The sequence below is a fragment of the Phytohabitans flavus genome, assembly GCF_011764545.1.
Taxonomy (GTDB): Bacteria; Actinomycetota; Actinomycetes; order Mycobacteriales; family Micromonosporaceae; genus Phytohabitans; species Phytohabitans flavus.
Genome location: NZ_AP022870.1, coordinates 8,154,145 through 8,168,935, shown reverse-complemented (window position 1 = coordinate 8,168,935; position 14,791 = coordinate 8,154,145). Strand labels below are relative to the sequence as shown.

General features: G+C 67.4%; 12 protein-coding genes and 2 pseudogenes. 7 read left to right on the top strand and 7 right to left on the bottom strand.

Going from position 1 to position 14,791, the window contains the following annotated elements:
• Nucleotides 1-134 precede the first annotated feature (134 nt).
• Nucleotides 135-1,442 carry a hypothetical protein gene (locus tag Pflav_RS36120; protein ID WP_197938827.1) on the bottom strand — a complete coding sequence of 436 codons (1,308 nt, stop codon included), beginning with the start codon at nucleotides 1,440-1,442 and terminating at the stop codon, nucleotides 135-137.
• Between the two features lie 24 nt (nucleotides 1,443-1,466).
• Nucleotides 1,467-1,868: a hypothetical protein gene (locus tag Pflav_RS44280; RefSeq protein ID WP_197938826.1), complete on the bottom strand. Its 402-nt coding sequence runs from the start codon at nucleotides 1,866-1,868 to the stop codon at nucleotides 1,467-1,469.
• Between the two features lie 240 nt (nucleotides 1,869-2,108).
• Here Pflav_RS44280 and Pflav_RS49165 point away from each other — a divergent pair.
• Nucleotides 2,109-2,566: pseudogene (locus tag Pflav_RS49165) on the top strand (DUF6924 domain-containing protein).
• A gap of 102 nt (nucleotides 2,567-2,668) precedes the next feature.
• Here the strand turns inward: Pflav_RS49165 and Pflav_RS36115 are convergent.
• Nucleotides 2,669-3,316 (bottom strand): hypothetical protein, encoded by a 648-nt coding sequence (locus Pflav_RS36115; RefSeq protein ID WP_232072317.1) that lies wholly within the window; start codon nucleotides 3,314-3,316, stop codon nucleotides 2,669-2,671.
• A gap of 197 nt (nucleotides 3,317-3,513) precedes the next feature.
• On the opposite strand from Pflav_RS36115, the gene Pflav_RS36110 reads away from it, so the two are divergent.
• Nucleotides 3,514-4,422, top strand: coding sequence for an ADP-ribosylglycohydrolase family protein (locus tag Pflav_RS36110; protein ID WP_232072315.1), 909 nt, complete (start codon nucleotides 3,514-3,516; stop codon nucleotides 4,420-4,422).
• A gap of 368 nt (nucleotides 4,423-4,790) precedes the next feature.
• Nucleotides 4,791-5,234: a hypothetical protein gene (locus Pflav_RS36105; RefSeq protein ID WP_232072314.1), complete on the top strand. Its 444-nt coding sequence runs from the start codon at nucleotides 4,791-4,793 to the stop codon at nucleotides 5,232-5,234.
• Between the two features lie 148 nt (nucleotides 5,235-5,382).
• On the opposite strand, the gene Pflav_RS36100 is transcribed toward Pflav_RS36105, so the two are convergent.
• The gene (locus tag Pflav_RS36100; RefSeq protein WP_173041158.1) at nucleotides 5,383-6,222 is read right to left on the bottom strand and encodes a hypothetical protein; all 840 of its coding nucleotides are present in this window, start codon (nucleotides 6,220-6,222) and stop codon (nucleotides 5,383-5,385) included.
• Nucleotides 6,223-7,061: 839 nt separating this feature from the next.
• Here Pflav_RS36100 and Pflav_RS36095 point away from each other — a divergent pair.
• The 4 genes from Pflav_RS36095 to Pflav_RS36080 are packed head-to-tail and all read left to right on the top strand — an operon-like array spanning nucleotide 7,062 to nucleotide 12,665.
• The gene (locus Pflav_RS36095; protein WP_173041157.1) at nucleotides 7,062-7,796 is read left to right on the top strand and encodes a hypothetical protein; all 735 of its coding nucleotides are present in this window, start codon (nucleotides 7,062-7,064) and stop codon (nucleotides 7,794-7,796) included.
• Entirely contained in the window at nucleotides 7,730-8,542 is an 813-nt protein-coding gene (locus tag Pflav_RS36090; RefSeq protein WP_173041156.1) for a protein kinase family protein, read from the top strand. Before Pflav_RS36095 ends, Pflav_RS36090 begins: the two co-directional genes overlap by 67 nt.
• A complete protein-coding gene (locus Pflav_RS36085; protein ID WP_173041155.1) occupies nucleotides 8,536-11,502 on the top strand; it encodes a DEAD/DEAH box helicase in 2,967 nt (988 codons plus the stop codon). The genes Pflav_RS36090 and Pflav_RS36085 overlap by 7 nt, the downstream gene beginning before the upstream one ends.
• Entirely contained in the window at nucleotides 11,499-12,665 is a 1,167-nt protein-coding gene (locus Pflav_RS36080; protein ID WP_173041154.1) for a hypothetical protein, read from the top strand. The genes Pflav_RS36085 and Pflav_RS36080 overlap by 4 nt, the downstream gene beginning before the upstream one ends.
• Before the next feature lie 158 nt (nucleotides 12,666-12,823).
• Here Pflav_RS36080 and Pflav_RS46660 read toward each other — a convergent pair whose 3' ends face one another.
• The 3 genes and pseudogenes from Pflav_RS46660 to Pflav_RS36070 all read right to left on the bottom strand — a co-directional run bounded on the left by Pflav_RS46660 (nucleotide 12,824) and on the right by Pflav_RS36070 (nucleotide 14,736).
• Nucleotides 12,824-13,453 (bottom strand): tyrosine-type recombinase/integrase, encoded by a 630-nt coding sequence (locus tag Pflav_RS46660; RefSeq protein WP_232072779.1) that lies wholly within the window; start codon nucleotides 13,451-13,453, stop codon nucleotides 12,824-12,826.
• 362 nt (nucleotides 13,454-13,815) lie between these two features.
• Nucleotides 13,816-13,995: pseudogene (locus Pflav_RS46655) on the bottom strand (site-specific integrase); the annotation flags it as partial.
• A 462-nt stretch (nucleotides 13,996-14,457) separates the two neighbouring features.
• Entirely contained in the window at nucleotides 14,458-14,736 is a 279-nt protein-coding gene (locus Pflav_RS36070; protein WP_232072312.1) for a DNA-binding protein, read from the bottom strand.
• Nucleotides 14,737-14,791: the final 55 nt, after the last annotated feature.

Sequence of the window (14,791 nt, the reverse complement as noted above, 5' to 3'; positions counted from 1 at the left end):
AACATCGATCACACTGGAACGCTGCTCACCCGCTCCATTCATCGTGCCCGCACCGGGCACCCATGCCCACCACCGCACGCGACCAGGCCCGGTACGTGCGGACGGGGCGGATCCTCGTCAGTTGGGCTTGAGGCCTACTCGGCGATGCCGGTCGTCGCCTCGGATCCAGTCGGCTCCGTAGACGTCGTGCCGACGATTTCGCCCTTACTGCCCGCCCCGATGGCAGCGTGGCTCCGCCGTTGAAGCTCTTCGCGTTCGATGTCCGGGATAGTCATCGACTCGGCGAGCACGGCGGCAAGCGTGTCCACCTGAGTGTTTTCGATGTCGACCTGGAAGTGCCATCGGATGTTCTCGTCGCGGGTGATGAGGTCGATCGCCGAGCGTGAGCTTTTGTCCCGGCTGGTCGCTGCTCGGACGTATCGCACCCGTTCGATCGGGATTTCCTGACGGATCTCGCCCTGCTCGAGGAATGTGTTCGTCTTGGCCGTGATGATCCGGCGATCGGTGACGGCGACAAGTGTCTTTGCCGGCGCCTTGTCCCTCGCGGCTGCCAGCTTCCCCATCGCTCCATTCAGGATCGATGAAAGGGGATCGGAAGCTTCGGGCTGATCGGGGAAGCCGAGGACGCGGAGGGTCTCACCGTCATCGAGGAACCACCGCAGAACGCGGAGATACGGTTCGAGATCCAGCGATTCGGGTGCGCAGACGGCGTCCAGTACCTCCAGCGGAGGGGCCGGCGGACGGAGGGCATTGGCGAGCGGCTGGATCGCCTCCAGCAGACCGGCGGAGGTTTGGCGGACCGCGGTCGAGTCCTTCCGCTTGCCCGACAGCGGCAGTGTGCCGCGTCCGGGAAGCTCAACGATGATGCGTAGTTCCCGGGTCAGCGCCTCGACGAGGCTGGTCACCTCGGACAGAGCGGAGTCGAGCGCCGTGCGGGTGTCGCGCGCGATGACCTCGACGAGGCATGCCTCGTCGAGGTCATCGGCTCCAGCGGCCCTAGCCCGCGCGGCGTGGAGCGCCTGATATCCGGTCCATGCCTTAAGTGAAGACAGCAGGGCGTGTGCGTCGAAGAGGATCGCCTCGGCGTTCGTCCCGAGATAAACACGGCGGCCCTGTGTGTTGTGACGGATCTGCCGGATGTGATCGCTGACATTCAGCCGGTACAGGTCACGCTGCTTACGCAGAGCCGGTTCAGTGCCCGCAACGCTGTTCCACAAAGAGGTGGGGACCGATTTGATCTCTCGCGCCCGGTCGACCGCGCGATCGATGCTAGCGACAAGCGCCGTCAGTTCGGCCCACTGCTCGTGGCGGATGGTCGTGAGTACCTGGTTTGTCAGCGCGATGTTGGTCCTGGCAAGACCGGCGACCTCACTCAGCTGCATCTGCAAGGCGATCATGGCCAGTGCCGGCCCGATCGTAGCCGCGAGCTGCGCCGCGCCCACCGCAGACACGGGGATGAGCCGGGCCTAACCGACGATCTTGCCGTTGGCGAAAATCGCGCCGAGGTTCGCGCCGTCCTTGACCGCGAGCGTTCCGCCAGCCTTCAGTAGGGCCTGTGTCGTGCTGCTGAGCCGGTAGAGTCCCTGTGCGCTGGCGAATGCGTTCCCCAGGTTGCCGGCCACGGTAGCCGTGTTGCCGATCGAGGCGAGAAACGTGGAGATCTGCGTGCGGTCGGCGGCCGACACGAGCCCGAAGTCAATCAATTCGAGTTTGAGCACCGCCGGGACCTCACCGAAGACGACAGCAACTCCTGGGAGCACCTCCGCTAGGACCGTCGATGCCGTCGTTGAGTCGATGTCCGAGTCGGGTGCCGGTTTGTCCACAACAGGCGAGTCGACGGCTTTGCGCTGACCGTTCTCCTCAGGCACGGCGCGCTCCATCGAGTCCGAAGGGTCTTGCACGCGATCTCCTCCCCGGCGCGGGCGCGCAACGGCCAGACCGTCGTTGGCGCTCGATGCCGGAGAGTGTACGGCTCGACGCCCCAAGTTCAGACGCGCCGAGAATAGACTGCGTTTCACTCGCGAACAATCGTGCCGCGCGCCATCCCTGACCTCACCCGCGTACCAGATGAGGTGTGCGCATCTGCCGGCAGCGTGTGCCCGGTCGTGATGGAAGGTGCCCAATTCCCGCTACGCTGTGGCCGTGGTCGACCTGCCGGGCACGTGGTGCGTTCCTGTCGTACGTGCGGACTTCTCCGACGACGAAGGCTGGGAGCAGCTCAAGGAAGAGATCGTCAGCCACGGAAGAGGGTTTCCTGGCCAACGTCGAGTTCGTCGAGGACTCCAGCGCTCACCAGCCTGAACGAGAGGGCGATCACAGCGCGTTACCCTCGCGCCTACCCGCACCAGTACAGGCATCCGGTCCTGTTCGTCGTCGATGCCGTTACCTTCTCGCTGCCAGAGCGTCCCCTGCTGGCCGTCAATCTGAACGCGAGGGACCAGTCAGGACCATTCAGAACACCGCCCCGGCAGGTCCAGTCAATCGAAACAACCTGTCGATCGCAAACATGGACTTCTTCGAGTTCGCGCGTTCGGTTGGTCAGGACGGCGTCTTCCGAGGCTTCTGAGCACACTGCCGGCTGCGGAGTTATCGTCAGTCGCGGCGGCGTCCTCATCTGCCGCCGGTCGTGCGCTGCGAGAGCCATGCGCTCTTGATCAGGGTTGGACGCTCAGGCCTCGTTCGGGCCGGTCTGGTCAGCGGGTGCTTGAAGGAACATGGGGTCGTATAGGCCGATGTCGCGCATCTTCTCGTCGGAGAAGACGACCATGATCTCGTCGCCGGGGATGAAGACGGTTCGGAGGTCGGGCAGCTGCGGGATGCCTGCAACGAACCAGACCGCTGCGGCGGCAAAGTCCAGACGCAGGGCGACGGGCACGTCGACCGCGTATGACGGCGCCGCGATGCTGCCGTCCGCCCGACGGCTCGACCCGATCTGGATCCGCTCCCAGTGGACGGCAGCGCCGCAAATCGGTGATCCGAGCAGCGGAGCCCAGGGGCCCATGGCGCCGGCGTCGGGGCCGACCCGCTGCGGGCAAGGTGTGCCCAGAACAAGGTGGTTTTCGATTGGCTCGAGGAAGACCTCCACCCCGTAAGGATGGAACGTGCTGGTCCAGGTCACCGTGATGAATCCGAGACTGGTGCCGAGTTCAACGCCCATGACGGCGTGGTGCCAGTCGCCGTAGTCCCATGGCGCGGGCTCCGGACCGAAGTTGTGGACGTCCCAGTAGTCGACCGCCGTCAGACGCCGGCCGCGCAGGTCATGCAATCTGTCCTCGAACCGCCTGCGCGGGCCGTCCGCTTCGAACTCCGATCCCACGCCATGATGATCGCCAGGTTTGTACCCACCTCGCATCCTGTTTGCGGCCGATCGTGCACATGATCGGATGCGCGTTCATGCCGCGGCTGGCGCGCTTTGAGGGCGTCGCCGTTGGAGCTGGGTGGAGGCGCGGGTGCTGGTGGTGGCGAGGCCTGTCGGGCATGATCGGGTCGGGATGCGACGGTGTTGTACAGCCCGTGCGGGTCGATCTCTGCTATGACAGCATGCAGGGCTTGTCGGTCGGTGATGCGCTCGGCGCTCAGTTCTTCGTGGTCGGCCGGTCGTTGCCGGAGTTGGTCGCCGATCGCTCGCCGGCCGGTCGGTGGGAATGGACCGACGACACCGAGATGGCCTGCACGATCGTCGCCAAGCTGCGTGAACACGGCGACATCGAGCAGGATCGGCTGGCCGCGCAGTTCGCCGATCGGCGCGAGCCGTGTCGCGACTACGGCGCCGGGGCGGTGGTGATCCTGCACGAGGTCCGCGCCGGTCTGCCCTGGCGGCAGGCAGCCGGGTCAGCCTTCGGCGGGCAGGGGTCGTGCGGCAACGGGGCCATGTGGGTCGCCCCGCTCGGGGCCTACCACGCTGATCAGCCGCGCCGGGCGGCCCGGCAGGCGTTGGCCTCGGCAGAGGTCACCCACGCCCACTCGGAAGGCATCGTCGGCGCGGTCGCGGAGCGCGCCGCCAATGCCGCTGCGGCGCGCCTGTCCGGCACCCGCCCACCGGCGGTCGAGATGCTCGATCAGCTCAGCCCGTATCTGATCGACGGCCAGGTTCAGCGCGGGATCGGTTGGGCACGTCGACTGCTGCGTGCGGGTGTCGGCGTGGCCGAGGCCGCCTACGAGCTGGGCAACGGGTCGCGCGTTCGGGCGGCGAAGAGTCGGGCGTTCTCGACTCAAGGGAGGTGCAGGAGTCTGAGGCGCCACGCAGGCCACGGAGGCGTAGGGGTGCGATCATGGAGTGGTGGTGTTTGGCTGCCGGACTTGCGGAGCGATCGTGACCGGCGACGTCATGGAGACAGCGCTGTTGGACGATCCGCCGGTGCCGGTCGACAAGGAGGACGGCGAGCCCGTGCCGCAGATCCCTCCGGGTCAGTTCGCTATTGATCTGGAACGGTTCGGGCCGCAGTACGTGCCGACACCAAACGATCCGCAGGTGCTGGTGTCCGACGGGCCGACGGGCCGACGGGCCGACGGGCCGACGGGCCGACGGGCCGACGGGCCGACGGGCCGACGGGCACGATCCTGGTCAACCCTGGCGATGTCCGTGGCCTCGTGCTCCATCCAGACCGCAGCCGCCGCAACGGCTGTTGCAGGCTCGATGGCCTCGATGGTCCGAATCTCGTGTGCGGCAACTGCGGCAGCGAGATCGCGACCGAGCAGTCGGACTGCTGGGTGAGCTGGCATGACGTGCGACTGGAGCCGGCCGCTGTAGTGCGATCGGACGGCTCTGCCTGATGCGAGAGGCGCACCGGGTGGGTAGGGTCCAGTTCCTGATTCGGGTCCGCGATGACCTGAACGTCCATGAGGTCGTTCCGGCGGTTGACGGGGCGTTGCTGACCGACCTTGTGGACGTGTTCGAGCTTGCGGCCGGGATGCAGCCGGCGGGCGCTGCCTACGGCGGATTGATCCCTGCGTTCTTCCGGTTCGGTCCGCTCGACAAGCACTTCCACGGCCGGTCCACCAGCACGATGGGACCGAAGACTCCACTGCTCGGCTGTGAGTGTGGCGAGTGGGGATGCTGGCCGCTCACGGCCAGGATCGCGGTCACCGAACGGTCGGTGACCTGGGACGCGTTCGAGCAGCCACACCGGCCGACCCGCGACTACGCGGGCTTTGGGCCCTTCCGATTTGAGCGCCGGCGGTACGACGCGGCGCTGGAAGGACTGTGCCTCGAAATAGCCGCGCTGGAGGTGTAACACCCGGCAGTGCAGCTCGATGAGGTTTCAGCCGGGTAGCCGTCAACCGAGCCCACTGCTGCACCTGTCCAAGGACCGATCATCTCCGCTCCCGCGGCTCGACCTCGGCACGGCCATGCAGGAGCGAACGGGCTGCCGCGCACGACCGTCATCGCTTCTTCCGCCGAGCCTTTCGTAGAGCCGCCTCGGCCTCCTTGCGTCGACGGATCGCGGCCTCGTCGCGAGGCGCAGCAGGGGTCGTGCCGGGAAGGCGCGGGCGCCGACCTGTGACGTCTCGGACTCGGCGTGCGCCGTCGGTTCGCCATTGTTGCAGGACGACAGGCAGGCTCTCGCGTGTGCGGAACCAGGACGTGGCCGCTGCGGTCGAGGGATCCTCCCCGTCTTCAAACTTGGCCATCATGTCGGGCTGGAAAAGGAAGTTCGCTGCGAGCTGGAAGTAGAAGTCGTCTCGGGCCTGCGTGAACTTCTTCATCGCCTGAACCCGGCGGATCTGCGGGCAGAACGCTGCCCCGATGAACAACGCGGCACCGGCCATGACGGCGCCGGAGTCCTCACCCTCCGGAGTTGGTGCGCACAGGATGTCGACGATGCGCCGCTCGGAATCGTCGAGTTCGATTCGGGTCTCATCGCGCAACGCGGCCTCGTACGCGTCGCGGGCATCACCGGCGCCGGTCAAGTGGTACGTGCGGTGCAGCCCGGCCATCTCGAACATGAGAATGGCTTTGCCCACCTGGAGTTCGCTGTCGCGGCCGAACACCGCCGCGGTGCGGTCGAAGCCGGTCAGCACGAGTGTTTCGGGGCGTCGCTGGCCCTTGCGGAATGCGTCGCCTAGCCTAGCGTGGGGCGAGGAGACGAACGGGCACACCTGGGCCGCGTAGAGCGCGCACACTTCGTGCACCGGCGCTTCGTTGAACGTGGGGGTCTCGCCCATGTGCTGCAACTGGTCGTCGAAGGTGACTTGCCAACGCAGCTCGTCGCGAAACGGCATAGTGCATATCGCACATAGGTCGAAGGTCGCAACGACAAGCTTACGCTGCTCGGATAGTGCCCCGTAGTCCTCTTTGCTCGGTTCCTGCGGGATGGCTGCGATGATCGGATATCCACGGGGATCGCGCCGAAGATGGGTGCAGCGGGCGGGGGCGGGGACCTCGGTCGGTCTGGGTCCTCTGCCTGCTTGGATGACATTCTCCTGTGGCACGCACAAAACCTACAACCTCCCCGCGCAGGTTCCGAGACTGCAGAGTCCGACACAGGCGCGCGCCTGCCGCTCCAAGCAGGCGCGGTAGGCGCCACGGCAGCCCCGTCAGCTCACCACATAGCGTTACCACTGCGGCCGCTCCTCCCGACCTGGCGTAGGTTCTGGAAAGTGGCGCCATACCGATCCCGCTACCGCCGCGTACCCGACCCTTCACGACCCATTGCCGTCGACACAGCACGCAGTTGGACGGCAGGTCCGGCCTGGTCGAGGAGATCGGCCTGCATGTGGCAACTCGCTAAGATCATGAGCAGCAGCTGCGCACCTCGCCGACCGGGTAACTGCTCTTCGTCAAGAAGGCGCTCAAGGCGCCCACATTCACGGGCCGCCGCATGGCAAACTGCTACGCCCAAGGCCTAAGTCGCCAGTCCTGATGCTCCACCAAGAGATCGCTCAGGGTGATTGCCTAATGTCGATGTGTACATCTAGGGTGGTCGAGTGGCGCCATCCCCGGCAAGCCCGATGATCTTTTCTACGACGCCCGCAACACCGCCCGCCCAACCCGTGCGCGCTTCCGCTACCAGGACGAATGCGTCGCCCTCCGGTGCATCCACAACCTACTGTCGGAAGAAGTGCACGCGGTCGTCGTGGAGTGGTCGACCGACTACGTCGCAGTTCCGCGCGATGGCGTGCCCGAGCTGGTGTCGATCAAGCACCGCGATCCCGGCCAGGGCGAGTGGCAGATGAGCCAGCTCAGGGAGGTCGTGCGGGATCTGCACATGGTGTGGCGCGAGGAGGGCGAACGGTGCCGTTGTGCCTTCGCTTCCAACGCTGCGATCAGCTCGGATGCGGCCACCAAACTGGCACACAAGCTCGGTGACTACATCGACGCGGATGTGGACGAGGTAGCGCGGTTTCAGCGGGTGCTGGCGATGCCCGATCCGCCGCTGCCCAGACGAGCTGAGATCACTGCGGTCGGGGTCAGGGACATGGAGGGCGCCCTGTCGTTATTGGACCGGGATCCTCGGTACGCCGAGGAGTGCTATCGCACACTCGTAAACCGCATCGGAGCGGTCGCCACTGAGGAGCCGCCGACACCCGAGGAGCGGATCGGCCGGTTGACCGGCACCCTTCGCATGGTCACCGAGAGGTCGGCGCCGCGACTCGAAGAACAGACGCTATTGATTGGCGATCTCCGCGATCTGGTGCTGCGCACGCACGCGGAGTACGCCGGTCGGATGCCGCGGCTGCTGCATGCGAGAGCACCATCGGTCAGAGAGCCCATTAGGGAGGACGAGAGATGGCAGGGGGAGACGAGGTTCGGCTCGGCACCGATCGGTACCTCGTCCACGAACCGGTGCAGGTGAGTGAGCCGGCGGACCGTTCGTACCGGGAGCAACGGGCGATCGGGCGACAGCTCGGGTCACCGGGGCAAGGAGTCCGGCTGGTCCGCCTCGACGTACTGCGGCCTGGCCAGGTTGCGGAGACGCGAAGGGAACAACTGGTACGGGAGGAGCACCTGCAGTCCGCTCTACCGGGCCTGCCTCGCTGCCTCAGCCAGCACACCGACGCGCACCAGTTGACGTTCATCTTCGAGCAGCCGCAGGGGGCGCCACTGCATGCCGCGTACGGGCTTGCGCCGTTCCCTGGATTTGCGCTGGACGCGCTGCTGGGTGCGTTGCCAGGAGTGGTCCGCACGCTCGGCGGTCTGCACCGCCTCGGCCTCGCGCACCGGGCGCTGCACCCTGACGTGCTGATCACTGTGGACGGGCAGTTGCGGCTGCGCGATGTCGGCTTGGCTGCGGTGCCACCAGCCGCGGGCGAGGGCTGGCCCGACTACCGGGCACCCGAGCAGGAGCGGCCGGTGCTGCAGCCGCCGGGGCCGGCGACCGACGTGTACCAGCTGGCGGCGATTGTCTACCACCTGGCGGTCGGCCAGCCGGCGGTGCCGGATCCGGCACCGCCGAGCCTGTTGCGGCCCGAGCTGTCGCCCACCCTCGACGAGCCGTTGTTGGCCGGCCTCGCGCCCATACCCGCCCAGCGGCTCACGGCAAAGGAGCTGGTTGGTGGATTCGGTGTCGTGCTGCGGTCAGGTGGGGCGGTCGTGTGCTGAGCGGCGAGCCGGTGGTCCTCGTTCCACCCGCGCCTATCGCGCTGACCCCGGGCCGGACGTTCGCCACCAAGTACGCGGAGACCCGGCAACGGTTCCCGTTCCTGCCCGATGTGGTGCCGCTGGTCGCGGAGCTGAACCAGCTGGTACCGGCTGGCGGCGTCCCGGTCAGCGTCGACCAGCCGCGGGGCGGAAAAGGCGGCTGGATCAGGTTCTACGCCCGGCGCTGCTGCATCGCCGTGCGGCCGTCGCAGCACGGGGACGTGTTCTTCCTCGAGTTCATCGAGCCGATGAACCTCCAAAACCATGGCCGTCTGGCCCGCAGCGCGCTGCGCATCGCGCCGCGCGGGTGGATTTACAGCCCAATGTTGAACGGCGTGCCGCCTGGCTGTCTGGCGCCCGACCGACAGATCCGAGACGCCTGGCAGCAGCTGCGCGGCCAGCCGGGACAGCCCACGACCGAGCGGCGGCCGTCGACGCACGACGCGTTCTGCGACGCGCTGGAGACCGTCGTGGAAGGCGGCCGCCAGATCGACGTGGCCAAGGACCAGGCGCGGCCGCTGATGGCGTACTACGAGGTCAAGAGTGCCGCCGAGTCCCGCCGCTCGGGCGCCGGCATATACGTGTTCCTGACTTCTCTACCGGCTCAGGTCGAGCGCGGTGCCATGGTGGAGCTGCGCCAGGCGCCCGACTTGCGCGGCAGGGTGCAGACGGTTGACGGCGAACGTCTGACTGTTCGCTTCGACATGGCTGTGGACCGGCGTCGCATCCCGGCCCAGGGAGAGCTGGTGGTCAGCGGCAGTGATCTCATCCCCCGCATCCAGCGCGACGCCATCGCCAAGCTGCGGGCCGGGCAAACGCCCAATCCACGCTTGCTTGCGCTGATGGCGGATCTGGCCTTCGTGCCGTACCCGGGGCCGCGAGGTGAGACCGCCGCAGCGCAGCCGGTCGAAGACCTGAACGACGGCCAGTTGGAGGCGTTCAGACGGGCCCTGTCCGTGCCGGACATGCTGCTCGTGCTAGGCCCGCCGGGCACAGGCAAGACCCGCACCATCGTGGAAATCGCCCGAGCCGCGGCTGCGCGCGGTGAGCGGGTGCTGGTCGCCTCGCAGGGAAACACGGCGGTGGACAACGTAGTCGAGAAGCTGCCTGCCGTGCTCACCGTCATCCGAGTCGGCAACGAGGAACGCATCGGCAATGCCGTCATGCACAAGACGCTGGCCTCCGCCGCAGTTGCCCTGCAGAAGCGGGTGCTGTCCAAATCCGACGCCATGGCACAGCGGCTTGCGCCCTGGTCGTCCGAGCCTTCACCCGCGACGGGCTGGCTCCGCCGGCTGGATGATGCGCTGACCGCCGCAGCGAATGCGCGGTCCGCACATGCCGCTGCGGTCGAGAGCCACCAGGCCGCGGTAACCGGCGTAGAGAACCGATTTGCGCCACTCGTGGAGCAGAGTCGACTGGCGTGGGACGTGGCCAGGAAGGAGGAGGCGACGCTTTCGGCGCAGGTGCAAAAGCTCACGACGCAGCTTCAGCGCGACCAGGATCGAGTGACAGGGCTGCTTGGCTTCGTGTACAGGTGGCGGGCCGGCCGGCGTCAGAAACGGCTCGCGGAGTTGACGCCGCGGGCCGACCAGGCACGCGCTGTGCTCGCTCAGGCTCATCAGACGTTCACCAGCCGGACCGCCGAGCTGCGGCGGGCCGTCACCGAGGATCCGGCGGTGCGGCACGCTGCCGGGCAGGTCACCGCCGCGACGGACATTCTAAGCCGTGCCCAGGACGGTGCGTCCGAGCCGGCACGGCGGTACGCCAGGCTGCTCGCCGGCGTGGTGCCCGTTCCTCCGGTGCCCGAGGGCATCGACGAGCTGTTGGCCTTCGCTGATTGGTGCCGGCGGCTACACCCGATGCTGCAGAACCGGGCAAGGCTGCTGCAGGACTGGCGGCAGAAGCTCACCGAGCCGTCCGAACAGCTACACGCGGAGTTGATCCGCTACGCCGACGTGATCGGCGCGACCTGCATCGGCGTCGGCGTCCAGAAAAACTTGATCAGCGACCTGGAGTTCGACCTGGTGATCATCGATGAGGCGGGACAGATACCGCTCGCCTCGACCCTCGTGCCGCTGGTGCATGCGCGGCGTGCAGTGCTGGTGGGAGATCACCGCCAGCTGCCGCCGTTCGTAGACGACGAGGTCCGCCAGTGGCTCCAGCGCCGCGATCCAGCCACCTCCGGCGGGGATCCCGCGCAGCTCACCGACCTGCTGACTCGCAGCGCGTTCGAACGGCTCATCACCCGCGCCCCGGCGGCCCACCAGGTGCTGCTCGACCGGCAGCGTCGGATGCCGCAGGTGCTTGCCGACTTCGTCTCGGCGCAGTTCTACGAGGGCAAGCTCGGCACGGATACGAAGCCCGGCCCGCCGTCGCCGGTCTTCCGTAGCCCACTCGCCCTGATCGACACCGCGGACCTTCCGCCCAGGGAACGGACCGAGCGTCGCCGAAGCAGGTCAGAGACGTGGCAGGTGGCCGGGTGCGACAACGTGGCCGAAGCGAACCTCGTTCTGGACCTGGTGCAGTGGTACGCGCGGCACGGCCGAGAGTGGGCGGTCATCGCACCGTACAAGGCCCAGGTCGCGCTGCTTGCCCAGCGGCTGCGAGCGATGCTGGGCGAGACGGCGATCGTCGACCGAATCGGCACCGTCGACACCTTCCAGGGCAGGGAGTGCGACATCGTTCTCTACAGCTTCACCCGCAGCAACGACGCTGGCCGGGTTGGCTTCCTGAGCGAGCTGCGCCGGCTCAACGTCGCTGTCACCCGCGCCCGCGAACAGCTGATCCTGATCGGCGACTTCAGCACGCTCGTTCGGGCCCAGGATCCCGGCTTCCGAGTGTTGGCCAGCAACCTGCTCGCCTACGTGCAACGCCACGGCGACGTCGTCCCCTCCCGCCAGCTCAGGGACCGGTTGCCGTGAGTCAGCCGCCTCGCCGGGCGCCCACGCCGGACGCGCACGTGCCCCAGAATCGCGTCGTCGAACGGGTCAATGCCTTGCCCGGCGTACAGCCGCTCAGAATCTTCCCACTGCTGTTGCCGGTATGGGGCGTGGAGATCAAGACAACCATCCGGGAGGCGCAGCCATACGAGGTGTTCGACCAGTACCTGTCCCGCGCGATCGCGGAGGCGGGCCTGAACGACCTACCCTCCCTGGCCGGCTTCTTCGGTGTTGAGCCCGCACTGGTCGAGCGGGGCGTCGCGTTCCTGACCACGATCGGCCACGCGCAGCGCGCCGGAGAGCAGCTGACGCTGACCGACCTAGGCCACCGGTCCGTCGCCGACGGTTGCCGCTACGTCCTCAAGGAGGACCGGCAGCGGCTCTACTTCGACGGATTCACCGGTGCGCCCATGCCCCGTACCCACTACACCGGCACCGTTTGGCTCGACTCCCCGGAGCTAAAGCTCAACGGGCGCACCGAATTTCACGTCATCAACAGCCCGGCGCCATTCCGGCCGGACTCTCTCGACCAGCTCCTGCGGCGGCCGGACCGCGAGGACTTCAACGTCCCGCTCACACTGACCGACGCCGCGCCACTGGAGGTGACGAAGGAGTGGCTGCCGGTGTACGTCGTGGAATGCGTGCAGTCGCCGCTGGTGTTCATCAAGGCGCTAGACGGACCGGACCCGCTACTGTCGCGCGTTCTGGCCCCGATCCTACAAGACGTGCTGGCCGCCGAGGTACCGGCTGACGCCGAGCGGGTATGGCGTGAGTGGCTCGATGGGACGGGCTTCCACGATGTTTCAACACACCGGCTGCCGAACGGCACACTGCGGGCCACACTGCCTGCGCGCTTGTTCGGGGACCAGTTCGGGTGGGCGAAACTCGGCTCGTTCGAGACTCGTAAACATACGTTCCTGCAGCTCTGGTGTGACGACGCCGCAGTCCGGCGGCGGGCCGTCCTGGTGCGGGCCGGAGCGATCGTACGGGCCGGCGGCATCCGCCGCCGCGACGAGTTGACCGCACGGTTGAACGAACTTGCCGCGCAGCTGGAAGTAACCACGCCCCACCCTCACGAGCTTCTGGTCCACGCCCGCGCCGAGAAAGACGACCTGCTCGTCGCGGCCCTGGAGATCATGGCCTAAGCCTCATGCCTCCTACGGGCCCCGCGTCCGGCGGACGTCTGCTAGGCGTCTCAAGTGGGCTTGGCGAACACGAAATGGGCCCGTCCAGGTGTGTCCTGGACGGGCCCGTTGTGTTCGTTGCGCGTTCGCGTGGCGCCATGCTCCGGACGCAACGCGTCTCAGGCGGTCTTGTCACGCCGTTGTTTGATTTTGTTGGCGACGGCGTTGGCGGCTTCGTGGTGGAGGCGTTTGACGACGCTGGTGTAGGTGTCGAGGGTGAGCGTGGTGGTGCTATGGCCGAGTTGTTCGGAGACGACCTTGATGTCGATGCCGGCGTCGAGGGCCATGGTGGCGGCGCCGTGGCGCAGGTCGTGCGGCCGGATGGGTGGTAGCCCAGCTTTGCGGAGCAGTCGGCGGAAGCGTTGGGTGACCAGGTTGGGATGCCATGCCCGGCCGTCGGGGCGGACGAAGAACAGTCCGGTGTCGGGCCAGTCGGCGCCGGCGGCGAGTTTCCAGGCGGCGCGGCGGGCCTTGTAGGCGGTGAGGACTTTGACGGTGTCGTCGTCGAGGACGAGGTCCCGGTTCCCGGCGTCGCTTTTCGGGGTTTCTGTTTCGTGGTCCGGCCGTGGGTGGCGATCTGGTTGTTGATCGTCACCTCTTTCTTGGCCAGGCGGACCTCGGCGTCGAGCAGGCCGCAGGCTTCGCCACGGCGTGGTCCGCGGTAGGCCATGACGTGGTACATCGGGTGCAGATCCGGGTCGTGTTCGGCGGCGTAGTCCAAGAACTGGACAAGCAGCTCGTCGGTCCACACCATGACCGGGCCGGGAACCTGACCGGTCTGTTGCCAGCGGGCGACGCGTTCGGGCTCCCACACGATCGGCCTAGTCCGCTCGGCCGGGGTTTTGACAAGGGTGGCCGGGTTCGTGATCCCGGCGATGAGCTCCTCCGCGAGGGCGTCGTTGATGGCCTTGCGCAGGGTGGCGCGAATGCCGTGGCGGGTGGCCGGCCCGGTCGGTCGCACACCGCGCACGCTGTTCCGGATCTGCGGGTCGTCGCTGGTCTTGGCGGCGCGGATCTCGTTGTTGCGGGCTTCGATCGCGGTGAACATAGCCTTGATGTGGCGGGCCTTGAGCTTGTCCAGGCGGATGTCGCCGAGGTGCGGGATGAGGTGGACGCGCACGTGTGACGCGTACCCGCGCAGGGTGTTGTCGTCGATGGTCAGGCCGGTGAGCCATTCGGTGAGGTAGGTGGCCACGGTCGGCGCTTCGGTCAGGGCGGCGTTGGCGCGTAGCCGTATCCGGATGCTGTCCAGGTCGGGCAGCGGCTGCCTGGCTTTGGCGGCGGCTTGCATCAGGTCGGCGACCTCAAGACGTCGGTCGCGGTCGCGGCCGGCGAGGGCGAGTAGCTGCCGGGCGTGGTCGAGTTCGTCGGCGGCGGCGCGGTAGCTGTCGAAGCTGCCGCGGCGTAGCTGCCGCCGCCCGCCGGTAGCAGTAACGGGAAGCTCAAGCTGGTACTGCCACAGCCCGTGGTCAGGGCTCCACGTCCCGTTGGGGCGGCGCAGTTTCGGGCAGGTGTTGCCCAGCAGCTTGCCGCTGCCGGGGTCGCGGCAGCCGCAGCGCTTGGAGATGGATCCTTCCGACATCGGGCTTTCTCCTGCTCAACATGGGGTTGGCGCTACCCACGGGGGGCAGCGGATTTGTCGATTGACATCCACGCGTGCCTCGCCGAGACGATCAAGTCGCGGCGCACCACGCGTGCGGGTGTGCAGGTCGCCGCGGCGGTAGGTCGGCGCGCCGGCACGCAACCGGGGCGATCACGGAGGATGGTCGGGTCCGGGTTCGAGGCGTAGGGCGGCGAGGATGGGCTGGACCGGTACCCGGTACTGGGTGCCGGCGCGAATGACTGGAACGGGGAACTGGCCGCGTTTGGCCAGTAGGTAGGCGGTGCTCATCGCGAGGCCGAAGATCTGTGCAGCGGTGTGCAGGTTGGTGGACGCGCCGAGGGCGCGGATCGCCTCCGGCGTCCAGGTCACCTCGCCGCCCGGTTCGGGACGAGCGCGGCGGCTGGTCCGGCTTCGTCGGTTGTTACTCAACGTGGCTCCTTGTGCTTTGGGCGATGTTGGTGTCGTCTCAGCAGCATTGGCCGTC